Genomic DNA, 24,664 nt, shown 5'->3' with positions numbered 1-24,664 from the left:
ATCACTGATCACTGATCACTGATCACTGTAAAAAGTTGGGTTACGCTTATGCTTCACCCAACCTACGATTACGACTAGGATTCAAGTAATAGAAAATGGAAACACAGGGAATTAAATATGCAGGATCGAAATTCAAATTACTCCCCCATATTATTATGTTAGCAAAAAAAGTTAATGCTCATACCATATTAGATGGCTTTTCTGGAACAACGAGAGTCTCACAAGCATTTGCGAAATTAGGCTATCAAGTGATTAGTAATGATGTTGCAATTTGGTCAAAAGTATTCGCGCAATGTTATCTTCTTAATCAACAACAACCCACTACTTATCAAGAATTGATTGATCATCTTAATAATTTAACACCGATCGACGGCTGGTTTACTCAAAATTATGGTGGAGAAGCAAATCAAGGTTGCGCGATCCAAAAGGATGGATATAAAAAGCCCTGGCAAATTCATAATACCAGAAAACTCGATGCGATTCGTAAAGAAATAGAAAACTTACAGCTTCAACCAGTGGAGAAAGCTGTTGCTTTAACTAGCTTGATTTTAGCGCTCGATCGCGTCGATAATACGATCGGGCATTTTGTTTCCTATCTCAAAAAATGGTCGCCACGTTCCTATAATTCCCTACAATTAAAACTCCCCAATCTGTTTATTTCAGAAGTAGAACATCAAGTCTTTTGCTGTGATATCTTTGACTTAATCCCTCATTTATCTGCTGATTTAGCCTATCTTGATCCTCCCTATGGATCAAACAACGAAAAAATGCCTCCCTCTCGGGTTCGTTATGCCTCCTATTATCACTTATGGAAGACAATTTGTTTATTTGATCAACCCCAACTCTTTGGCAAAGCAAAACGCCGTCTCGATACATCAGATCAATTGTCTGGATCGGTGTTTGAGGATTTTCGGCGCAATGAAGAAGGACGTTTTTTAGTGGTGGAAGCGATCGAAAAATTGATACAGAAAATCCCTGTTCATTGGGTTATCCTATCTTATAGCTCTGGTGGTCGAGCAACGGCGGCGGAATTAAACGAAATGTTACAAAGTAATGGCAAAATTTTAAGCAGTTAGGCAAAATGAATTTCCTAATATAGTATAATTTATGTAGGATTAAAGAGACCAAGTAAAATAGATTGCGCTTAGTGCATTTTAGCAAATTGGGGTTGCCTCGATCGAAAATTATGAGATTTATTAGAGACTTAAATCCAGAAACACAGAGCCTTCTTACAAGAATTAGTTGTCAAAGTAAATCCCTTCAAGTAAGAAATCGGGCTAAATGTATTTTGTTGAGTTCCCAGAAATTTACAATTGACCAGTTAAAGGTAATCTTTAACGTCGATCGAAAAACCATATATAACTGGTTAACGCGATGGGAAGATCAAAATCTTAAGGGCCTATATAATCAAAAAGGTGTGGGGAGAAAACCCAAATTAAGTCAAGAGCAAAAAGAACAAGTCAAAACTTGGGTAAAGGAAAATCCAAAGTCTCTCAATCAAGTTCAAAATAAAATTCAAAAAGAATGGGGGATTGAGATTAGTAAAGATACGATAAAAAGAATTATAAAGAAGTTGAATATGCTCTGGAAAAGGATGAAGAGAGGAATCAGTAAAAGCCCATATGAATGGGAATTAGAGGTAAAACTACCTCGGTTGGAAGAATTAAAAAAGCAAGCTCAAAAAGGAGATATTGCAATCAAATACTTAGATGAAAGTGGATTTTCTCTCAAGCCTGATGTTCCCTATGCGTGGCAGGAGAAAGGAGAAAGAATAACTTTGAAAAGCTGTCAAAGTAAGAGAATAAGTGTCTTGGGGTTAATGGATTGTGATTATCATTTAGATTACGAAATATATCAAGGGACAATTAAAAGTGATACCGTTATTAAGTTTTTAGATAAAATTAGTGAAAACTTAACGAAAGTTACCGTAGTAGTTCTCGATCAAGCATCAATTCACACGAGCGATGAATTTGTAGAAAAACTGGAAGAATGGAGAGCAAAAAAATTGGAAATTTTCTGGTTACCCCCTTATTCTCCTAAATATAACTTAATCGAAATTCTCTGGAGATTTATCAAATATGAGTGGATTGAAGTTTCAGCTTACGACAGTTGGAAGAATCTTATTAAATACCTAGAAAAAGTGTTGGATAATTTTGGAGCTGAGTATGCAATTCATTTTGCATAGGTGCTTAGATATTATCGAGTTAGATTATCAAAAAAATGTTATGTCCAGCATGAAATGGACAAACCAATGGTTACAGGATGCAGAAAAGCCTAACCGAGAGTTTTTATTCTTACTAGAAAAATAAATGATAGTTGTTAATTATGAAAATCTTAGTTTTAAATGCGGGTTCAAGTAGTCAGAAAAGTTGCCTCTATTATATTCCTGATGATGCTCGATCGCAACATATCAGTACCGAATTATGGTCAGCAAGTATTGATTGGACAAAACAGGAAGGAATGGCAAACTTAAAAGTAGAAAGTAATGGTTTAGTTGTAGAAGAAACGCAAGCAACGAATGATCAATTAGCAGTAATGAAACGTTGTTTTGAAACTCTCTGCGAAGGGGATACGGCGGTTTTAGAAACTTTAGCAGAAGTTGATTTCGTCGGACATCGAATTGTTCATGGGGGGAGAACTTATCAGCAACCCACTTGGATTACAGAAGATGTAAAACGCACGATCGAGCAGTTAATTCCTCTTGCCCCTAATCATAACCCAGCGAATCTAGAAGGGATTAAACTGATGGAAAAATTGTTACCAGAAACTCCACAAGTCGCCGTTTTTGATACTGCTTTTCATAGCAAAATTCCCACGACATCCGCCATTTATCCTCTTCCTTATCAATGGTATGAACAAGGAATTTGTCGCTACGGGTTTCATGGAATTAGTCATCAATACTGTGCTGAAAAAACCGCAAAACTCCTGAATCAAGACTTAGCAAACTTAAAATTAGTCACCTGTCATTTAGGAAATGGCGCATCTTTAGCCGCGATTAAAAATGGACACAGTATCGACACCACAATGGGATTTACTCCTCTCGAAGGGTTAATGATGGGAACCCGATGCGGTTCGATCGACCCTGGCATTGTGATTCATCTGTTACGAGAAAAAGACTTAACCCTCGATCAAGTTGATGTTATGCTCAACAAGGAATCGGGATTAAAAGGGCTTTCTGGAATCTCCGCAGATATGCGATCAATTACTACCGAGATGGAAAACAACGATCGAGCGAAACTTGCTTTTGAGACTTATATCCATCATCTTTGTCGTCAAATTGGCGCAATGGTAGCAAGTTTGGAAGGATTAGACGCGATCGTTTTTACCGCTGGTGTCGGGGAAAATTCGGCAATTGTGCGTCAAGAAACCTGTCAACGGTTAGGGTATCTTGGTGTTGATCTTGATGTTGAGAAAAATAAGAATTCCCCGAAAAACGAAGATATCGCCAGCAATAATTCTCAGGTAAGGGTTTTAGTAATTCATACTGACGAAGATAGCGCGATCGCTCAAACCGTGTCGCAAATCGCATAGATCAATCAATGATCAAAAGTAGGTTGGGTGGAGTTTACGAAACCCAACACCAATTATAAGCAATTACCTAAACCTAGTATTGGATTATCTTCCTATACTGTTTGATCCCGATACAAAATTGATAAAGAAGTTACTTTCTCGATCAAGAATCAGCTAACCAACGCTTTAAACTTTCCTCATTTTCTAAAGTAAACATTGCCACCCCTAACTCCTCTAACTGAGAACTATTTAAGCCCATGATTTCTGCTTGCGTTTCTGATGATAAATTTCCCAGACGATAACTCAGTAAACTAAGGATTAATTCCTGTTTTCCTTCCTGTTTTCCTTCCTGTTTTCCTTCCCGTTTTCCTTCTTCCTTCCAGCTAGTTGTAATTTCCATAATTTCCTCCTTAACTGTATTTGATTCCAGTTGTTCAAACTCTTGATTAAAAACTTCTAACTCTTGAGTATTGAGACGTAAATAAGTATCAACAAACCCAGAAATGAGTTGCATTCGTGCTGGGTCTAAGCGTAAAGTAGTTAATAAGCGCAGACATTCTAATTTGACTCGCGGACGTTCTACGGGTGCGATTTTCATTTTTGCCATTAACGCACAAGCGACTGGGTTGGCTTGATTCAGAAAGTCTCGCCAGTTTAAGCGGTTCAACTGGATCACCCGATAATTAAATTGTAAGACTTGGAAATCAGGAAATTCAACTTGGTAATAATTAATCGCTTGTTTTTGCGGTTGGTCATAAGAGAAAATGACAATGGGATAAATCGGTAAGTTGAACTTTTCATGTAACCGCGCAAAGTAGCGGAACATTCTTTTATTAAAGTCACTTTCCGATGAGGCTTGGTTTTCCAGATGAATGAGAAAATAAGAGTCTTCTCCTCGAAATTGAACTTCTGCTAATAAGTCGGTTTCGTAACGTTCTCCCCTTGTCACATCGGTAAAGACTTCTTTATCCCGAAAGCTGACTGATTCGGGTTCGAGATCGTCTAAAACTTGCGGAAAGAACAGTTCTAGAAATTCGAGAAAAAAGGTTGATATTAATTCTTTGAATAGACGATCGTGATCGATCGCGTCTTGATTTCCCATTTTTTGGATTTAATTGTAGCGCCTTTACCAACGGTGAAGGGAATCCGATCGCGCGGTGATTTGATCATTGATAGTCAGTTATGGGAACAAATACTAGGGAAACAAATTCTTGATCGCGTAAAGCCTAGACATTTTGACCATTCAAGGATACTATAAACTTAAATTTATTGTAGTTTGACGGACAATATGAGAATTTTAGTAACAGGAGGTGCGGGATTCATTGGGTCTCACCTCATCGATCGATTAATGTCAGAAGGACATGAAGTCATCTGTCTCGATAACTTCTACACGGGACGAAAAGACAACATCAAACGTTGGCTGAACAATCCGCATTTTGAAGCTATCCGTCACGATATCACCGAACCGATCCGTTTAGAAGTGGATCAAGTTTATCATCTGGCTTGTCCCGCTTCTCCCGTTCATTATCAGTTTAATCCCGTCAAGACGGTTAAAACCAATGTCATGGGAACCCTACATATGCTGGGATTAGCGAAACGGGTAAAAGCACGGTTTTTGCTGGCTTCCACCTCCGAAGTTTATGGCGATCCTGATGTTCATCCCCAACCAGAAGAATATCGCGGTAATGTCAATTGTATTGGAATCCGTAGCTGCTACGATGCAGAAACGGAAATTTTAACCGCTAAGGGTTGGACTCCTTTTCCTGAATTATCTCCTGATGTTCCTGTGGCGACGCTGAATCCTGAAAATCAGGTAGAATACCATGTCCCTGACGAATACATTGTACAGCCTTATGTGGGACATCTGCTGCGGTTTGCTAATGGGAAATATGATTTCTGTGTCACTCCTAATCATCAAATGTATGTCCGCAGCAAAACTGGAAAGTTAAGATTTCTGCAAGCAGATGAGTCTCGACATTGGCATTCTTGGAAAGTTTTGACAGGTGGAACATTTAGCGGGAAAGAACAGGAATGGTTTACTCTAGAATCACCCCCACGTAATGCAAAAGTGAATGCTACCCAAGTGGCTATGGATACTTGGTTGGAATTTCTCGGTTATTATATTTCAGAAGGATGTGTTCATATTCGTCAACGCGATCGGGTTGTTAATGGTCGCAATTATGAGGTAGCAGATTATAATATCCTGATTGCCCAAGAAAATCCCGAAAAACGAGAAATAATCGCCCAATGCTTGCAAAAAATGGGCTTTAAATTCTTCCAATCCGATCATCATCAGTTTCGGATTTGTTCTAAACAGTTGGCAAATATCCTGTTACCCCTCGGAAAGTCTGGAGATAAATATATTCCTCGCGAATTTTTCAGTTTATCTCCTCGTCAGTCTCGAATTCTACTGGATGCGCTAGTATTGGGAGACGGTTCAAAACGGGGAGAAGGTTACTGCTATTACAGCAAGTCTAAACAGCTTGCCGATGATGTGCAAGAATTAGCATTGCGCTGCGGTTTTGCTGCTAATATTTCGTCTCATGCTAAATATAACCGCGATCTCTACTGTGTCAATATCCGCAACCCGATCGAGGCAGCCCTGACTCCTCCAGAAAAAGTAAGTTACACGGGAAATGTCTATTGTGTCAATGTGACAAATCATGTGATTTTTGTCCGTCGCAATGGTAAAGTTGCCCTGTGTGGCAATTGCTACGATGAAGGGAAGCGCATTGCGGAAACCTTAGCGTTTGACTATCACCGCGACAATGGGGTTGATATTCGAGTCGCACGAATTTTTAACAGTTTAACTGGTGATCAAAAGGTGATTTACTACAAGGGAAATCAACTGTACTACGAAAGTTTTGCTGAATGTTACGATCGCATTCATCAAGATATTTCTGATGTTTCTGTTCCCTGTTTTGATCAAAATTCAAACTTAGTCATTAAACCGATTTCCGCAATTTGGAAACACAAAGTCACTAAAAAAGGCTATAAAATCACCACAACTTGGGGAAAACAGGTGAAAGTTACCGCAGATCATAGCCTGTTTACACGGGATGAAAACGGTAATCCGAAAGCGGTGTTTGGCAAAGATTTAAAACTCGGAAATCCGATCGCTGTTCCTCATTCTATCCCGTTTTTAGAACAACCATTAGAACCGTTTTATTTAAGTGATAAACTTACTCAAAAATCAGGAATTGGTGTAATTAGCGATCGAGTAATTTCTATCCTCGAACAGTTCCCGCAACAGATTCGACAATACTTATCAAAAAAAGGGATTGCACCGCGACAATTTTATGTCAAAATTAAACGGTATGAAACTGCAAATAAACTCCCTTTAGAACTTTGGAATGATCTGGATTTACAATTTACCGAAAAAGAGAAGCTGGTTCCTCCTTATTCGGTAAAAGCCATTAATAATTATCTGGAAGATACTTCCAGTTTACTGTGGTTCTTAGGATTTTATTTGGCTGAAGGCTGTTTAGTCGCTAAAGATTACCAACTGATTTTTAGTTCTAATGTCAAATATCTAGAAAAATTAATCGAAATTACTGATCAGTTGTTTGGCGTAGAAGCTAAAATTCAATGGGATAAAACAGGAAACCGATCGCCAGAGGTTAAGATTCGATCGAAACTGATTGTCGATTTAGTCATTAATACCTTTGAATTTGGCAACAAACTGAGTACCCAGAAAGATATTCCCAATTGGATTTTACAACTTCCTAAATCACAATTAGTTCACTTTTTACAAGGTTTTTGGGAAGGAGATGGCAACCATGATGCTAAAACAACTGGATTCAGATTAGTTTTTAATAGTTCCAGTCAGCAAATTATTGAAAAATTGGTTCTCATCTTAGCTAAGTTTGGTATTTTGGGGAGTGTTTCTGAATTTTATACGACGGTTAAAAAAGGAGATACTAAACAATACAAATCCTATCGTTTGACTGTACAAGGTTTAGATCAATATTCTTTACTTGATCTAGCAAACACCAAACAGACTTTACAAGCAAAAACGATCGGAAATCTTGCTTGGGGAATCGTCAAACAAATCGAAGAATTTGAAATTGATGATTATGTCTATGACTTTTCTGTTCCTGAGTATGAAAACTTTATTGGCGGAACTTATGGCATCTGTTGTCATAATACCTATGGACCGAGGATGTTGGAAAATGATGGTCGCGTGGTCAGTAATTTTGTCGCCCAATCCTTGCGAAATGAACCGATCACTGTTTACGGCGATGGATCGCAAACTCGCAGTTTCTGTTACGTTTCCGATTTGGTTGATGGACTGATTCGCTTGATGAATGGCGATTATATTGGACCAGTCAACTTAGGAAATCCCGGGGAATATACAATTCTGGAACTCGCACAGATGATTCAAAATCTGATTAATCCTGATCTGGAAATTGCCTATAAACCCCTCCCTCAAGATGACCCCAGAAAACGTCAACCAGACATCACTAAAGCCAGAAATTTTTTAGGATGGGAACCTCGCGTTCCCTTACAAGCGGGATTAGAATTTTTGATTGAGGATTTTCGCGATCGATATTCCTATCAATTCCAAACCGTTACTAAAGAATAGCAAATGGGAACATTCTCTTATATCAGGTTCGGGTAATTGTTTATAATTGGTGTTGGGTTTCGCTTCGCTACACCCAACCTACTTTTTATCATTGATTGAGCGAACCTGATATTACTTCATTTAGACAGTCAGAAGAAATTGATTAAGGACTTATACCTATGCGTGTATGTGTCATTGGAACGGGATATGTCGGTTTAGTTACAGGCGTTTGTTTATCCTATGCAGGACATGAAGTGATTTGTGTCGATAACAACGCCGAAAAAGTTAAGTTGATGCAAAATGGACAGCCTCCCATTTATGAACCGCAACTTTCAGAATTAATGCAGGCTTCCACTGAAGCTGGACGTTTAGAGTTTACCACTGACTTAGCAAAAGGCGTTGATCATGGGGAGATTCTCTTTATCGCGGTGGGAACACCCGCACTCCCCACTGGTGAAAGTGATACTCGTTATGTGGAAGCGGTCGCAAAGGGAATCGGAAATCATCTCAATGGCGGTTATAAGGTGATTGTGAATAAATCCACTGTTCCCATCGGTTCTGGTGATTGGGTACGGATGATTGTTCTCGATGGAGTCGCTGAACGTCAGAAGGAATTAGTCACCAGTGGTGGGGGAGGCGTTTCCCAACTGGAAGGGATGAAAGCACAATTTGATGTGGTGAGTAATCCTGAGTTTTTACGGGAAGGTTCGGCGGTATATGATACCTTTAACCCCGATCGCATCGTTTTGGGGGGAAATAGCGACAAGGCATTGGAAATGATGCAGGAGTTATACTCTCCGATTGTTAACCGTCAATTCGCCGAAGATCAGTCGCTTCCACCAGTGGATTTGGTGGTGACGGATTTAAGTTCTGCGGAAATGATTAAATATGCTGCCAATGCCTTTTTAGCGACTAAAATTAGTTTTATTAATGAGGTGGCAAATATTTGCGATCGCGTCGGCGCTGATGTCACTCAGGTTGCGAAAGGAATCGGTTTAGATTCTCGCATCGGACACAAGTTTCTCCAAGCGGGAATCGGTTGGGGGGGATCATGTTTCCCGAAAGATGTTTCCGCATTGGTTCACACTGCTGATGATTATAACTATGAAGCGCAACTTCTAAAATCCGCAGTTAGCGTTAATAAACGTCAACGGCTTTTAATTGTCGAAAAACTGCAAAAAGAACTGAAAATTCTGAAAGGAAAAGTCATTGGCTTACTGGGATTGACATTTAAGCCCAATACCGACGATATGCGCGACGCACCCGCCCTTAACATCATTCAAGAACTATCACGTTTAGGGGCAAAAGTCAAGGCGTATGATCCGATCATTTCTCAATCGGGGATTCGAGATGGGTTATCCGATGTGATTGTGGAAACAGACGCGGAACGTCTCGCGGATCATTGTGATGCGTTAGTTTTAGTGACCGACTGGCAACAGTTTCTCTCTCTAGATTACGAGAAAATGGCGGGTTTGATGAATAGTCGGGTGATGATTGATGGACGGAATTTCCTCGATCGAGACGCATTACAGTCGATCGGTTTCCGCTATGTGGGAATGGGTCGTTAATTCCTTTTCCGCCCCCAACCCCAACTTTGGGGAGATGGAAAAGAGAGACTTCCCCCAGACTTGGGGGACTGAGGGGGCAATTCCCCCAGACTTGGGGGACTGAGGGGGCAATTCCCCCAGACTTGGGGGACTGAGGGGGCAATTCCCCCAGACTTGGGGGACTGAGGGGGCAATTCCCCCAGACTTGGGGGACTGAGGGGGCAATTCCTAACTAGAAAGATTAACAAACTTGTAACGCCCAGTAGTGCGCCCCTTCTTCCGTGATATAAGGACCATCTTTCCAGTGTTCAAGAAGTTTCACCTTGCCATCAGTTTGTAACTGATCCACTACTTCTTGGAAGTTTGTACCGTTGTAATAACTCTTGCGAGTGCTGACAATAATTAACCCATCAGTACGAGTAAACCGAATCATCTCGTTAATTGATTCTGGGGGAACATGACCGAGAGTAAAAACCCCACAAGCCAAACTCGCATCATACTGGTTATCTTGGTAGGCTTCGATTTTATAATTCATATCAATCCCACCGAGTAATTCTTGGTAGCTGTTGGTGTCTTTAGCCACCTCGACCATTTTCTCCGAAAGATCAAAGCCATCGATCGCGCGGTAGCCCATATCTTTGAGAATGACACCGACTAAACCAGTGCCACAACCCGCATCCATCACTTTAGAATCTTCCCGTGAGATAGTCGTGTATTCTTGACGAACTCGATCGTAAAATTCAGAAATAGCGCGAGGGCCAGCATAGGCTTCGTTAGACACATCTTTATCATAAGCCTCTGCCCACTCTTCGTAATAGTCTTTTAATTTAGACGCATCACCAGACAAGTGATGGGCGCCTTTAATCGCGTTAAAACTGTCAGCCTCGTTATTATAAGTCTGAGTCATCATTAATCCTCAATTGATTGATCAACGCAAAGATGCAGCGACCTTTCTGACTAACGATGTCTAATCCCACTGATTAAACCGATCGTGTCATCGCGCGATACTACCTTTTTACAATTGTCTTAAATTCTTTTGTGAATAGACGTTGAAAACGCGGTATTACGTGATGCAGAAATAACCCCTGACATCTTTGCTACTGGTGAACCACCAGACAAGCCCATAATACTTACCTCTGTCCCATCCGTCAAATTTCATTACGCAATAACCAAAACCCTGTATCTGTCATTCCCGAATCATCAGGTTGAAGCAAAAGAAAATGTAGTCCGTTACTCTCCTGTTTCCGTTGTTCATACTTTTCCCCCGCCGTAGCGACTTCCGTATCTTCAAAGGTAATAATCACCCATCGATCGCGCAACCCCGCTTCTAACACTAATCCCCCAGACTCTCCCACCGTTGTTGGCATATAATTAACTGCCATGGGTTGGGCTTCCATAAACCACTGGGCAAGTTGTCGAGATTGTCGCCCCCCGTAGATAATAATCCCAGGCACTAGCGTTGTTGATCCTAAATTCAACTGAAAAGGGGTTAATTCGGTGGGCATTTCACAAAAGGGAATCGGACGTTCTGGCATTCGATACTCAATTTCATCCGCATTGAGACGGGCAAATTGCCATTGTTCTCCCCAGATAAACTCAGGTAGCGGTTGCGGTGGCGGTGATTCCACTTTGATTCTCTCTTCTCCGCCGCGATCGCGCAACACCTGCTTTAATAAATAAGTGTGTCGTGTTCCTTCTACAATCACCCCCAACCTTTCCCCAGCTAACTGTAATAACTGTAAGGATTCGGGACGAAATACTCGCATCTTTAACGGTAATTCCTCTGTCGCTAACCCCTGTAAACTTTCCACTAACCAATCAACTGTCGCTTCCTTTTGCAAACAAGATCGGGTTTTTACTTCCTTCGTGGATTGATCACAGATAACTAATTCCCATTGCGATTCGCCCTTGGTCGTCGGTTGAGGAAGCCGATAAAAATCGACTTGCCATGAGGATTGAGATTGATTCATCGGTTAATTGTAAAAATTCGTTAAAGTAGAGAGAAACGTCACTCTCAAAGCAATTGTAAGACACGATGGCATCTTCAACTTCTATGGCTGTAAGAGAACTTCCCCTTTTTCCGCTACCTGATGTAGTATTATTCCCTGGTCGTCCCCTTCCCCTTCATATTTTCGAGTTTCGCTATCGGATGATGATGAACACCATTTTAGAAACCGATCGACGCTTTGGGGTTTTAATGTTTGATCCAGTGAAAGGAGAAATCGCACCAGTAGGCTGTTGTGCGGAAATCTCCCAATTTCAACGTCTCCCTGACGATCGCATCAAAATGCTGACTCTCGGACAACAACGTTTTCGTGTCTTAAACTGGGTACGAGAAAAGCCTTACCGCGTGGGTTTGGTGGAATGGATCGAAGACGAAACCCCAGACACCGATTTACGTCCCCTCGCCCAAGATGTGGAAGCATTATTAAACGATGTGGTGAAACTCTCGGCAAAGTTAACCGACCAAAAAATTGAACTTCCCGACGATGTTCCTGATCTCCCTCGTGAATTATCATTTTGGATCGCCAGCAATTTGTATGGAGTCGCCTCCGAACAACAAAGCCTTTTAGAAATGCAGGATACAAAAGCCCGTCTCGATCGAGAAGCGGAAATTCTCGGTTCAACTCGCAATCATCTCGCCGCCCGTACCGCCCTTAAAGATGCTTTAAGGTAAGAAAAATCTTGACAAAAATAGGAAAATATGGTATGAAAGCGCGATCGAGGCAAGTCGTATTTGGGTTAATCTCCCTCACTTTGGTGGGAGTGACAACAGTTTGGGTGGCGCAAAGTCGAGAGGAGATTCTTCCCTTCGCTATTGAAACCAGAAAGAAAGTCGTTGAGACAGACAAGGATCGCCCTTCTGAGGTCTTTCCTTTAATTGCTTTATCCCCATTGGAAAGACAAAAGCAACTGGAAACGATCGCGGAAAGGGGTCATCAGTTGGATCAAAACCGCGCTCGTTATTTGTTAGCAACAACCGCCTTAGAAGCAAAAAAACCAGACAGCGCCCTGTCTGCATTAAAAGGGCTGGAAACAGACTATTCTTTGTTAGAGGGGCAAATCCTTCTGAAACGGGCGAAAGCCTACGAAATGAAGGGAAAAACCGCCCAAGCGCGAGAAATTTGGTATAACCTAACCCAAGAACAGTCTAATCCTGCCATTGTTGGTGAGGCGGTTTATCACTTAGGACGATATAATTCCCAAGAATGGGAAACACTGGTCAAGCAGTTTCCAGCGCATCCTCGCACCCATGAAGTGATTAGAGAGCGCTTAAAAGAAAATCCTGATCAACCAGATTTGATGAAGATATTGATCGATCAGACGCCAGAGGCGGAAGGAATGGGGGAATGGCGCGATCGACTGGTTAATAACTATCGTAGCCAACTCAGTCCAGAAGATTGGGAAGCGATCGCAGTCGGATATTGGGAAACATGGGAATACAGGAAAGCAGGGAACGCCTATGGAAACGCCCCTAAAACCCCAGAAAATGTTTATCGGTATGGGAGAGGGTTACAGGTGAGTGGGGAAACTCGTCGCGCGAAAACGATTTATTTAGAACTTTTGAACAGTTTTCCAGATGCGGAAATAACGGGGTTAGGGTTACGTCGTCTCGCGGGAATGGTCTCTCGTAATGATGCTTTATTTTACCTCGATCGAGCGATCGATGAGTTTCCAAAGGAAGCACCAGAAGCACTAATCAGCAAAGCTAAACTCTTAGAAGCCGCCAGAAGTCCTCAAGCCGCCCAACAAGCGCGAGACAGCCTTTTAGAAAACTATTCCCAATCCGATGCAGCGGCGGCGTATCGTTGGGAAAGGGTGGAAAAATACGCTCAACAAGGAGAATTGGACGAGGCGATCGAGTGGGCGCAAACCATCACCCAAGAAAATAATAACAGTTCTTTAGCCGCAAAAGCTGGTTTCTGGGCGGGAAAATGGTTACAACAGCAAGGAGACACAGCAGCAGCCGAAAAGCAGTTTCGACAAACTTTCTCCCAACATCCTCAATCTTATTATGCGTGGCGATCGGCGGTTCATCTGGGCTTACCCGTCGGCGATTTTGAGAGTATTCGCAATCAATCCCCAAGAGTAGTGAAACCAGCGGCGCGTCCTTTACTTCCATCTGGATCAGATCAACTGAAGGAATTATATCAGCTAGGGGAAGATAATTGGGTTTGGAAATTATGGCAAACAGAAACCGCAAATCAAACGGCTTTATCAGTAGAAGAACAATTTACAGAAGGAGTAATTAAGTTAACTCAAGGGCGATACTTAAAAGGAATTAGTCAAATTTCATCGCTACAATTTCGAGATCAACCTGAAGATTATTCTCGTTGGCAAAGTCTGCGAGAAAAACCGATGTATTGGCATTCTTTGTTTCCCTTTCCTTATAATGAAAGCATCCTGAATTGGTCAGAAAAACGGGAATTAAATCCCTTGTTAACGATTAGTTTAATCCGCCAAGAATCACGGTTTGAAAAGGATATTAGTTCGGTGGCTGGGGCAAGAGGATTAATGCAAATTATGCCAGCAACGGGAAAATGGGTCGCAGGTAAGATTAATTTAAGTGATTATTCTTTATCCGATCCAGAAGATAATATTCAGTTGGGAACTTGGTATTTGGATTATACGCACAGCCGATATAATAATAACTCAATGTTAGCAGTGGCGAGTTATAACGCCGGCCCTGGCAATGTGGCAAAATGGGTCGATCGCTATAGCTTAAAAGATGCGGATGAATTTGTTGAAAAGATTCCTTTTCCAGAAACAAAAGGTTATGTAGAAGCGGTTTTTGGAAATTATTGGAATTATTTACGGTTGTATAATCCCCAGATTCAAAGATTAATGGATGAGACAACAGCAAAATGATATTAGTGGTGAAAATTTGCTCGCAAAATAATAGGTTCTTGCTATTTTAAATTGTTAAATTCTTCTTCTGTTATTCCTAGTTGTTTAATAATTTCTTGGAATAACCAACCCCCAATTTCAGCGTTGCCATGAACTGGAATTGTAGTAGAACGACCATCTGGATGCTTCCAACGAGCATGGCTACCTCTTTGGCGGGCTTTTTGAAAACCTAATTTCTTCGCTACTTTAACTAATGTTCTTGCTTTAGCTGAGCCTTAGAAATAGTTATTTCAACATCATTAGGTAGCGTTTTTCCTAGTTCTAAATATTCTTCCTGAATCATGGCGAAAACATGATTTAATTCCGATCGAGCCGCTTCAGGAGATTCTCCCCACGCATGACATCCTTGAATTGCGGGAAGATAAGCAACATAAGTTCCATTATCATCGGGACGTAAAATGATTTTATAGTCCGTTACAGTTTTCATAAGTCTTTATCTTAGGGGGCGTAAAGATACAATTAATGTTGGTGTTGGGTTTCGCTTCTCTTCACCCAACCTACATCTTAGGGGGCGAAAGATACAATTAAATTAATGTTGGGTTTCGCTTCTCTTCACCCAACCTACATCTTAGGGGGCGAAAGATACAATTAATGACGACTCTGATTTTATGCCACCAAACCGCCGATTTCGATGCTTTAGGGGCTGCTGTGGGGCTAACCCGTCTCTACACAGGTGCTAAGTTGGTTTTAACGGGTGGAGCGCATCCAGGGGTAAAATCGTTTTTAGGGTTATATCGGGATGAGATTAATGTCATTGAACAGCGTAGTGTTCATCCTGAAGCCATTAAAACCTTACTGGTGGTAGATACCCAACAGCGCGATCGCTTAGGAACAATACAAACTTGGCTTGATCTGCCACAGATTAAACAAGTGATTCTCTACGATCATCATCCCTTTGCTGGGGATATTCCAGCAACGGTTACTCATATTGACAGAGTTGGCGCGACTAGCACCCTGATTGTGGAAGCATTAATCTCGGAAGGGGTTTCCTTAACGCCTATTGAAGCAACGATTATGGCGTTGGGAATCCATACGGATACGGGTTCGCTGACATTTCCCGAAACCACTTCCCGTGATGCGAAAGCATTGACTTGGTTAATGGAACAGGAAGCTAAGGTTGATATTGTTGCAGAATATGTCGAACCAACTTTATCTTCAACGCTGCGACAGATACTCTCAGAGGCATTAGAAAAGATTCAAACTGAGACGGTACAAGGTTATACTCTTGCTTCAGTTTATCTGGAAGGTAACACCTTTGCGGCGGGGTTATCCACTGTCGCTGAACGTTTAATGGGGATGATGGAAATCGATGTTCTTTTATTCCTCCATAATTATTCTCATCATAACGAGCATCGATCGAGCTTGATTGCCCGATCGCGCCTCGATCGCCTTGACTTAAATCACTTATTAACTGCTTATGGTGGCGGTGGTCACAAAAACGCAGCTTCTGCGAACTTAAAAACAGCGCAACCACAAGCAACGCTGAGGGAATTACTAGCAACCATCAAAACCCAACTTCCCCATCCTCTCACCGCGCGAGAGTTGATGTCATCTCCAGTGCGAACAATTCCCCCTGAAACCAGCATTAAGGAAGCACAACGTATCCTGTTCCGTTATGGACATTCTGGCTTGTCTGTAGTGGATGAAACCCATCAATTAGTAGGAATTATCTCCCGTCGTGATCTGGATTTAGCGTTACATCATGGCTTTGGTCATGCACCCGTAAAAGGATACATGAGTCGCAACCTTAAAACCATCACCCCTGAGACACTGTTACCCGATATCGAAACCTTGATGGTGACGTATGATGTGGGAAGATTACCCGTTTTAGAAAACAATCAACTGCTTGGCATTGTGACGCGAACGGATGTTTTAAGACAACTTCATCAAGACAGAGGGATAGACAACAAAGATCAAGATCAACAATCTCTCATTGCCGCTTGTTTACTGCCTAACTTTAAACGAAAGCTGAATCCTGTATTGTGGAAGTTACTATCGCAAGCAGCAACAGAAGCGGAAAAACGAGGCTTGTCTTTATACATTGTTGGCGGTGCGGTGCGAGATATTATTTTAGGGAGTAAAATCGATCAGGATTCTCCTTTGTTTTTACCCGATATTGATTTAGTCGTGGATGGGTTTCATCAGACGGCGACGGTTGGCGCGGGAGTAGAATTAGCAAAAGCATTACAAAAAGCGTATCCACCAGTCCGTTTAGAGGTTCATGGGGAGTTTCAAACCGCAGCGTTATTGTGGCACAATCACCCTGAATTCGGTTCTTTGTGGGTGGATATTGCCACAGCGAGAACGGAGTTTTATCCCTATCCAGCAGCGAATCCCGAAGTGGAAGCCAGTTCGATTCGTCAAGATTTATATCGCCGTGATTTTACGATTAATGCTTTAGCGATACGGTTGACTTCTCCGAAAAGCGGCGAACTGTTAGACTTTTTTGGGGGATTGGTTGATCTTCGATCGAGGTTAATCCGTGTTCTTCATGCTAACAGTTTTATTGAAGACCCGACTCGCATTTACCGCGCGGTTAAATTTGCGGTGCGTTTAGGGTTTCAAATTGAAGCGCAAACCGAAGATTATATTCGTTATGCCATTGCGAGTGGGGTGTATGATCGATCGAGAGCAGAAAATCGGAAAGCGCCAGCATTACAAACTCGTCTCAAAGCAGAACTTAAGTATATTCTAGAAGCACCCTATTGGAAACCTGCGTTAAAATTATTATCGGATTTATCGGCGCTCAAATGTCTGCATCCGAAGCTAGAATTAAATGAGCAATTGTGGTGGGAAGTGCGATTGTTAGGACGGAGTTTAAACCGATTTGATCCTAAGCAAACCCTCACCCATTGGCAAATGCGGTTAGAACTGATGATCGCTGCTTTACCGACGACTGAAGAACGGGTTTTTGTGGCGAAACAGTTGGAACTCAGTAATGATAGTGTTAAACGTCTGGAACAGTTGGAAACCGCGCAATTGACTGTAGAAAAGCATTTGTCTTCTGATTTATCTGAAGAGGCGAAACTTCAGATTTATGAAACGTTAAAAGCGGCTCGATCGCGCCTTCTTAATTTACCATTACAGGACACAAAAATCTCGATCGAAAACATCCTGTTTCAGGAAAACTATCGTCCTCAAACCGTTGTCAATGTTTTAAGGAACTATAAACAACCGATGTTGGTTTTATTAGCCGTTAAAACCTCTCGTCAAGTAAGAAGACGCTTATGGCAATATCTCACCCATTGGTCACACCTTAGCGCCCCTCTGAACGGAAATGATCTCAAAGCATTAGGTTATAAACCTGGACCTCAATATCGAGAAATTTTAGAAAGTCTTTTCGATGCGACACTGGATGGCATTATTCAAAACCCAGAAGAAGCGAAACAATTTCTCCAGCGATGGTACTCATAGTAGGGTGAGCAGCGCCCACCATCGAAACATTTTAATCCTTCTTGATCCATGAACTGCTAAATCATAAGTTGCAACCCACATTCCGCACCCCAACTGTCACATCGTCCGTTCCCCCTAGCTGAAATGAGAAGAGTTGCTCTTGGTCTGTTCATTAGTCACATTTAAAAAGTGACTGCTTCTCACAGACTATTATTTCCCAAACCTTGTCAACAATATTATTTATTAGTGTAAGGGAAGTTTCCCCGAAGGAGTGAAAATCAAAGATGAAGTCAGTTAAGAGCTGCTGTAATTTTAGGGTTATGTATTCTCAATTAATCTTAGTTAATGAGACGGGAGAAGAATTCACCCTGATTCTCCCCCTAAGTTTGATGGTGGAGTCAATCAATTTCCCTTGATACGGTCGCCAAACGGACAATGTGACAGTTGAGGGTGCGGAATGTGGGTTAATAGTTAAGAAATGATACGTGCCCTGATCTATCACATCTGAGGAGAGTGAGAATTTAAAAAGTAGAACAATCATACTTTCCTCAAGATGAATCAACATCACTCGAATCCCAATGATCTAACAACAAATGCTGAAAGAGACATCGTAGAACCTTTAACTAGACAAGGGAAAAATAAGCGTCAAGACAACTTACAGTTTTTTTCCATTCATCTTCCGATTGTTCTCTACGTTTTATCCCATCTGTTCGTTACAACACCTGTTTTCGCCCAAACTCGTCCTCAACCCGTTTTACCCCCGCGAGAACGAGAACCCCCTCCTGAATCCACACCGCTCCCTCCCACTGATGATCTTCTCCCAGAACAAGAAGCCCCTTCAGAAGAACCACAACCCCCTAATTTAGATATTCCTGAAACAATTACAGTTGAAGCATTTGAGGTAGTCGGGAATACGGTTTTCACTTCTACAGAACTGACAAAAGTTTTAGCTCCATTTACCAATCGTCCCCTCTCTTTTACAGAGTTACTAGAAGCGCAAAGAACTCTCACAAATTTATATATTCAAGAAGGCTATATTACCTCTGGTGCTTATATTCCCTCGCAAACCTTCAGGGATGGCGTGGTGAGAATACAAGTGGTAGAAGGTGCGATTGAAACCATTGTCATCGAGGGGTTAAACCGACTTAATGAAAGTTATATTCGCAGCAGAATCCAACGAGGGACTGACACCCCCTTAAATCAACAAGCATTACTGGAAGCCTTACAACTCCTGCAACTGAATCCTTTAATTGCCAATCTTACCGCCCAATTGAGTGCAGGTTCACGCCCTGGTTTCAGCCGTCTTGTGGTCAATGCAACGGAAGCTCCTGCTTTTTCCACGGAATTAACTTTGGATAATCAACGTTCACCCGTTGTTGGAACGGATCGTCGCCTCATTGAAGTCACTCATAACAACCTTTTGGGTTTTGGCGATCGCGCTAATATTCGCTATTTTAATACCGATGGCAGTAACTCTCTCGATGACCTGAGTTATACTGTTCCCATCAATGCCAAAAACGGCACTCTGAACTTCCGTTATCGCCGAACCGAGAATGACATTATCGAAGACCCCTTTGATACTTTAGATATTGAATCCGACTATCGCCAGTATGTCTTGACCTACCGCCAGCCTGTGATTCGCACGCCTCGGGAAGAATTGAGCTTCGGATTGACAATTGATCGCCAAGAGTCAGACAGTTCGCTGTTGGATGAACTAGAAGGAGAAACCAGACTATTTGCATTGCGGTTTTTCCAAGAATACACCAATCGTAACGCTCAAGAAGTTTTAGCAGCGCGATCGCAGTTTAGCTTCGGTTTAGAAGGATCACAAGTAAATCTCAATGGCGAAGCATTAGAAAGCGAGTTTTTTGCTTGGCGGGGTCAAGCCCAATATGTGAGACGACTGACACCCGATACAACATTCTTATTACGATCAGAACTGCAACTGGCGGATCGAACCTTGTTATCTTTAGAAGAGTTTAGCCTCGGTGGGGCGTTAACCGTGCGGGGATATCGTCAGGATTTATTACTGGGAGATAACGGCTTTTTAGCCTCAGCAGAGATTCGCACCCCCATTCTCCGTATTCCTGAATGGGATGCAACTGTGCGACTAACCCCATTTTTTGATTTTGGCACCGTTTGGAATCGTGGCGAGGAAGAAGTAACACCACGGGATAGTTTATCGTCTTTGGGCTTAGGGTTAGAGTTGCTCATTGGCGAGAATTTTATTGCGGAATTAGATTGGGGAATTCCGTTAAACGATGTAGATATCGAGGAAGATTCTTTACAAGAAAATGGACTTCATTTTAGCATAAACTATCAACTTTTCTAGCCTAAACAAGGGGGAATTTAACGCAATCGTAATGACATCAACAATAAGACCACTTCTCAAATTTTCAGTGACGCTCAAAGTTTTTCAACCCTCTGTGTTCTCTGTGACTCTGTGGTTCAAATATTAAGGAGAAAAAAATGAAACCTAAAATCAGCAAACATTCTTTAAGCCAGTGTTCGTCTTTACTAGGAAAAATTAGTACAATCACCGTAATCGGGATTTTTTGGCAAAACTGCGCGATCGCGCAACTGACCCCCGATAACACTTTAGGGGCAGAAAGTTCAGTTGTCAATTCAGATGTAGAAGTGCAAGGAACACCCGCCGAATTAATCGAAGGAGGTGCAACTAGAGGAAGCAATTTATTTCATAGTTTTAGCGAATTTAATGTTGAGGAATTGCAACGGGTTTACTTTAACAATCCCAGTGCTATTGAAAATATCCTCACGCGAGTGACAGGAGATAATGTTTCTAATATTTTGGGAACATTGGGAGTTGATGGGGCAGCAAATTTGTTTCTGTTGAATCCCAATGGTATTGTGTTTGGAGAAGGAGCAACATTAGATATTAATGGCTCTTTTACTGCCAGCAATGCTGATGCCATTCAATTTGACGAGCAGGGAATTTTTAGTGCATCCAATCCTCAACCTGTCCCAACTTTAACTGTTAATCCATCAGCACTTTTACATAATCAATTAGCAGCGCAGAGAGGCTCTATTATTAAACAACAAGGCGTGTTAGAAGTTCCCCAAGGAGAAAGTATCCTTTTAATGGGGGGGTCTGGCGGTGTATCTGTTGATGGCGGTTCTCTCACCGCATCGGGAGGATACATTGGCATTGCGGGTGTCGCAGAAGCGGGAACAGTGGAGTTAGTGCGGGATGGGAATCAGCTTCGGTTGGTTTTTCCTGAAAATGTAGCGCGATCGGATATTATTCTTAGCAATGGCGCGACAGTCTTCACCAGAGGTAGTGCTAGTCAAGGCGTTGAACTGTATGGAAACAGCATTGAACTTTCTGGCGCAAGTCAAATCAGCACAAGAATTAATGAAGGAGAAACTGGCGCACAAGCGGGAGTGATCCAACTTGAGGCAACGGATCAGATTACCCTTTCTACGGATCAGATTACCCTTTCTGAAGTCAGTATTCTTGATAGCAGCAGCTTTGGGATCGGCGATGCAAATACGATCTCTTTGCAAACAGAGGGCGACATTTCGATCATTGGGAGTGGATTACTGACTAATATTGGCCCTGCTGGTGTCGGTAAGGTGGGAGAAATCTCCCTAGAAGCAGAATCAATCTCAATCACAGACAGTTCGCAACTGCAAGCGGGATTCTTGTCGGGCGGACAAGGAGAAGGGGGACGCATTGTCCTCGATGCTAATGACTTGATAACAATTAGTGGTAGTTCCTTTTTTGCCGATGTGGAAGCGGGTGCAGTGGGAAACGGTAGTGATATTGAACTCTCAGCGCGATCGGTTTCCATTGTAGATTCTACTCTAAAGACAACTAATGAAGGAACGGGAAATGCTGGCAAAATTACGATTAATGCCACGGAAGGAGTTACCCTGACACAAGAGTCTAACTTCTTTACAGATATCAGAGGAACAGGAGTAGGAAATGGAGGCGCGATCGAGATTTCAGCAGGATCACTGGCTTTCAGTGGCGAGTCAGGGTTTCAGACTGGCAATAATAGCCAAGGAAACGCAGGTGATGTCAAACTTTTAGTTAATGAGGGAGATATTTCTCTTGTTAGCAGCGATATTTTGACCAATGCTTCGAGTGGAGTGGGAGGAGACATTCTGATTGAAGCGCGATCAATTTCTTTATCGCAGGACTCCAGCTTGGGAGGTGCCAGTGCTAATGTAACGATACGAGAAGCTGAGTCGGTGACGCTTGATCAAGGCAGCAATATCAATGCGTTTAGTAGCGGTGCTGGTACTGGTGGGAAGATTGAAATCAATACACAGGAATTAAATGTCCTCAATGGTTCGACTCTATTTGCTTCTGTGACAGGTAGCGGTTCAGCAGGGAGTATTCTTATCAATGCTTCAGAGTCAGTGGAGGTGAGTGGTTCAAGTAATTTATCTATTGATACCACTGGCGATGGAGATGCTGGCAACCTAACGATTAACACTAAAAATTTAATCCTTGAGAATGGCGGTGAAATTTCAACTTCTACCTTAGGAGGAACTGGTGCTGGCGGAACCATTATCCTTAATGCTTCTGAGTCTATTGAGTTAAGCGGAATCACTCCCGATACCTTAAACGCCAGTCAAATTACCACTGACACAGGTGATGAAGGCAACGCAGGCACAATCAGCATTAACACGGGTCATTTCAGTCTCCGCGACGGGGCGAGAGTGTCTTCTTTAGCAACGCTTTCCAGTAGTGGGGCAGGAGGAAAGATCGAGATTGAAGCGGATGAAATTGAAGTGATTGGAATTCGAGGCTCAGTTACATTTCCTACAGGTGTGGAAACAGGGAGTAGTGGCACAGGAAACGCTGGCGATGTTGAAATTATCGCAGACCAGTTAAGCGTTCGGGAGGGAGGACTGATTTCAGCTTCTACTTCTGATACAGGAGAAGGAGGAATCATTGATATAACCGCCCAAGAGTCAGTGGAAATCACTGGTACCGATCCCGTCTTTGGCGTAGCCCGTAGCGGCTTAACCACTGAGACAGAGGGGTCTGGAGATGCGGGAAGGATCGCGATTAAGACTCCTCAGTTACAAGTTAGCCAAGGCGGAGAAATCTTAGCTTCTACCTCAGCAGCAGGACAAGGAGGAAGAATAGAAATTGATGCGTCTGATTCCGTTGAAGTGTTGGGAAGAAGTTCTCTGGGAGAGGGGAGTCAAGTGACAACTCAAACCACTGGTCTGGGAAATGCTGGCAGTATTCTAGCAGTTTCCCCCGTGTTGAGCCTAAAAGAGGGCGCAATAATCTCCTCAGCGACTTCAGGAGAAGGAGAAGGGGGACGCATTGAAATTCGAGCCTCAGAATTAGTAGAACTGATTGGGCAAGATTCCCCTCAAACTCTGTCTAGCCTTGTTAACGTGGCAACTACTGGTTCAGGGAACGCTGGCAGTTTATTGATTGTTAGTCCTAAAGTTTCAATTCAGGATGGGGCTGCCATTTTTGCCAGTACCTTTAGCGATGGCAATGCTGGCGCAATTCGCCTCAACATTAGCGACACTCTCAGAATAGATGGTGAAAGTGAAGCGGGGTTAGGGAGTGCCATTTTAAGTGCAGTGGAAACAGACGCAATGGGTTCTTCTGGCGCGATCGCCATTAATGCTAACTCTGTCTTACTGACTCGTGGGGGAGAAATTAGCACTCGTACCACAGGACTCGGCAATGCTGGCAGCATTGAAATTTTAGACGCTGATTCAATTACGGTTCAGGGGGTTAATTCGACAGGCAAAGCTAGCCAAATCACTGCAGAATCTACCACTCAAGCCCGTGCTGGAAGCATCACCTTAAACGCCGATCAACTCATCTTAGAAGAGGGTGGCAGTGTACAAGTGAGCAATCCTGAAAATGGTCCAGCAGGAAGTATTTTTGTTAATGCAGAAACGATCAAGCTCGATCGCGCCACCGTTTCCGCCGAAACCGCCGAAAGCCTTTCTACTGGTGAAGATAGTGCCAATATCATCATTACAAATCGCGATCTAATGTCTCTCAGCAATGAAAGCAAAATTTCCGCTAGTGCTTTTCAAGAAGCAAACGGCGGTAACATTAACCTCAATAGCCAGTTTATCGTTGGATTTCCCCCAAAAGGGGCGAACGGCAGCGATATTAGCGCCAACGCTGAACAAGGAGATGGCGGAAGAATTGATGTCAGCAGTGAGGGCATTTTTGGCATCGAATTTCGCGACCAACCCACCCCCAACAATGACTTTACCGTTACTTCCGAATTTGGGGCAGCAGGAGAATTTGTCCTTAACGATCCTGATGTCGATCCCAGTCAAGGACTTCTCTCTCTTCCTGAGACTCCGATTGATGCAGCGAGTTTAATTGATCGCCGTTGTCAAGCCCGTGGCAGTGGCAAACAAAGCAGTTTTGTGGTCATTGGACGAGGGGGTTTACCTGCCAGCCCAAACCGCCCCCTGATGAGCCGTGATTTTATCCCTGATTTTGGCACAGTGGAAATGGGAACTCCTTCTCCTGAAATAGAATTTGAAAATCAATCAAACCTTCCGAACTTCTCGCACATTTCCCAAGGATGGGACTTCAATCAAGCGGGAGAATTACCAATTGATCCCGCTTCTCGACTCGAAGCAGTGCCGATTATTTGTCCTTTGACGCAACAGTAGAAATCGTGAACTTAAAATTGGGTGGGCGATGCCCACCCTACTCAGGAACACATTCAGACTTACTTTAAATCTTGAAATAACAAAACTCTATTCACTCCTA

At 42.5% G+C, this 24,664-nt stretch carries 13 protein-coding genes and 6 pseudogenes; 14 read left to right on the top strand and 5 right to left on the bottom strand.

Going from position 1 to position 24,664, the window contains the following annotated elements; translation table 11 throughout:
• Nucleotides 1-95: 95 nt before the first annotated feature.
• The 3 genes from DACSA_RS11240 (at nt 96) to DACSA_RS11230 (ending at nt 3,531) form a co-directional block, all read left to right on the top strand.
• Nucleotides 96-1,076, top strand: a complete 981-nt coding sequence (locus DACSA_RS11240) for a DNA adenine methylase (protein WP_015229871.1) — start codon at nt 96-98, stop codon at nt 1,074-1,076.
• A gap of 110 nt (nt 1,077-1,186) precedes the next feature.
• A complete protein-coding gene (locus DACSA_RS11235) occupies nt 1,187-2,185 on the top strand; it encodes an IS630 family transposase (RefSeq protein ID WP_015227921.1) in 999 nt (332 codons plus the stop codon).
• A 140-nt stretch (nt 2,186-2,325) separates the two neighbouring features.
• Nucleotides 2,326-3,531: an acetate/propionate family kinase gene (locus DACSA_RS11230; protein WP_015229869.1), complete on the top strand. Its 1,206-nt coding sequence runs from the start codon at nt 2,326-2,328 to the stop codon at nt 3,529-3,531.
• Nucleotides 3,532-3,673: 142 nt separating this feature from the next.
• Here the strand turns inward: DACSA_RS11230 and DACSA_RS11225 are convergent, their stop codons facing one another.
• Entirely contained in the window at nt 3,674-4,612 is a 939-nt protein-coding gene (locus DACSA_RS11225; RefSeq protein ID WP_015229868.1) for a DUF4351 domain-containing protein, read from the bottom strand.
• A 186-nt stretch (nt 4,613-4,798) separates the two neighbouring features.
• Between DACSA_RS11225 and DACSA_RS22170 the strand changes: the two are divergent.
• From DACSA_RS22170 to DACSA_RS11215, 6 genes and pseudogenes are all read left to right on the top strand, one after another.
• A pseudogene (locus tag DACSA_RS22170) lies at nt 4,799-5,234 on the top strand (GDP-mannose 4,6-dehydratase); the annotation flags it as partial.
• A gap of 194 nt (nt 5,235-5,428) precedes the next feature.
• Nucleotides 5,429-6,034 (top strand): annotated as a pseudogene (locus DACSA_RS22720) (LAGLIDADG family homing endonuclease); the annotation flags it as partial.
• A gap of 87 nt (nt 6,035-6,121) precedes the next feature.
• A pseudogene (locus DACSA_RS23065) lies at nt 6,122-6,316 on the top strand (GDP-mannose 4,6-dehydratase); the annotation flags it as partial.
• Between the two features lie 18 nt (nt 6,317-6,334).
• Nucleotides 6,335-7,627 (top strand): annotated as a pseudogene (locus DACSA_RS22155) (LAGLIDADG family homing endonuclease); the annotation flags it as partial.
• A gap of 27 nt (nt 7,628-7,654) precedes the next feature.
• Nucleotides 7,655-8,095: pseudogene (locus DACSA_RS22150) on the top strand (GDP-mannose 4,6-dehydratase); the annotation flags it as partial.
• A gap of 158 nt (nt 8,096-8,253) precedes the next feature.
• Nucleotides 8,254-9,642 carry a UDP-glucose dehydrogenase family protein gene (locus DACSA_RS11215; RefSeq protein ID WP_015229866.1) on the top strand — a complete coding sequence of 463 codons (1,389 nt, stop codon included), beginning with the start codon at nt 8,254-8,256 and terminating at the stop codon, nt 9,640-9,642.
• 220 nt (nt 9,643-9,862) lie between these two features.
• On the opposite strand, the gene DACSA_RS11205 is transcribed toward DACSA_RS11215, so the two are convergent.
• A complete protein-coding gene (locus tag DACSA_RS11205; RefSeq protein WP_198007558.1) occupies nt 9,863-10,531 on the bottom strand; it encodes a class I SAM-dependent DNA methyltransferase in 669 nt (222 codons plus the stop codon).
• A gap of 238 nt (nt 10,532-10,769) precedes the next feature.
• The gene (locus DACSA_RS11200) at nt 10,770-11,591 is read right to left on the bottom strand and encodes a Tab2/Atab2 family RNA-binding protein (protein WP_015229864.1); all 822 of its coding nucleotides are present in this window, start codon (nt 11,589-11,591) and stop codon (nt 10,770-10,772) included.
• A 65-nt stretch (nt 11,592-11,656) separates the two neighbouring features.
• Between DACSA_RS11200 and DACSA_RS11195 the strand changes: the two genes are divergently transcribed.
• Both DACSA_RS11195 and DACSA_RS11190 read left to right on the top strand, forming a co-directional pair.
• Nucleotides 11,657-12,298, top strand: a complete 642-nt coding sequence (locus tag DACSA_RS11195) for an LON peptidase substrate-binding domain-containing protein (RefSeq protein ID WP_041235457.1) — start codon at nt 11,657-11,659, stop codon at nt 12,296-12,298.
• An 8-nt stretch (nt 12,299-12,306) separates the two neighbouring features.
• Nucleotides 12,307-14,490, top strand: coding sequence for a transglycosylase SLT domain-containing protein (locus tag DACSA_RS11190; protein ID WP_198007557.1), 2,184 nt, complete (start codon nt 12,307-12,309; stop codon nt 14,488-14,490).
• 41 nt (nt 14,491-14,531) lie between these two features.
• On the opposite strand, the pseudogene DACSA_RS19160 reads toward DACSA_RS11190, so the two are convergent.
• Nucleotides 14,532-14,738 (bottom strand): annotated as a pseudogene (locus tag DACSA_RS19160) (type II toxin-antitoxin system HicA family toxin); the annotation flags it as partial.
• Nucleotides 14,720-14,956 carry a type II toxin-antitoxin system HicB family antitoxin gene (locus DACSA_RS11185; RefSeq protein WP_015229861.1) on the bottom strand — a complete coding sequence of 79 codons (237 nt, stop codon included), beginning with the start codon at nt 14,954-14,956 and terminating at the stop codon, nt 14,720-14,722. The gene DACSA_RS11185 and the pseudogene DACSA_RS19160, both read right to left, overlap by 19 nt.
• 164 nt (nt 14,957-15,120) lie before the next feature.
• Here DACSA_RS11185 and DACSA_RS11180 point away from each other — a divergent pair, with 164 nt between their 5' ends.
• The 3 genes from DACSA_RS11180 to DACSA_RS11170 all read left to right on the top strand — a co-directional run bounded on the left by DACSA_RS11180 (nt 15,121) and on the right by DACSA_RS11170 (nt 24,564).
• Complete coding sequence (locus DACSA_RS11180) at nt 15,121-17,943, top strand: CBS domain-containing protein (RefSeq protein ID WP_015229860.1); 2,823 nt, start codon at nt 15,121-15,123, stop codon at nt 17,941-17,943.
• A gap of 532 nt (nt 17,944-18,475) precedes the next feature.
• A complete protein-coding gene (locus DACSA_RS11175) occupies nt 18,476-20,254 on the top strand; it encodes a ShlB/FhaC/HecB family hemolysin secretion/activation protein (RefSeq protein WP_015229859.1) in 1,779 nt (592 codons plus the stop codon).
• A 137-nt stretch (nt 20,255-20,391) separates the two neighbouring features.
• A complete protein-coding gene (locus tag DACSA_RS11170; RefSeq protein WP_015229858.1) occupies nt 20,392-24,564 on the top strand; it encodes a two-partner secretion domain-containing protein in 4,173 nt (1,390 codons plus the stop codon).
• Nucleotides 24,565-24,664: the final 100 nt, after the last annotated feature.

It is taken from the genome of Dactylococcopsis salina PCC 8305 (assembly GCF_000317615.1).
Lineage (GTDB): Bacteria > Cyanobacteriota > Cyanobacteriia > Cyanobacteriales > Rubidibacteraceae > Halothece > Halothece salina.
This window is presented reverse-complemented; position numbering and strand designations above follow the sequence as displayed.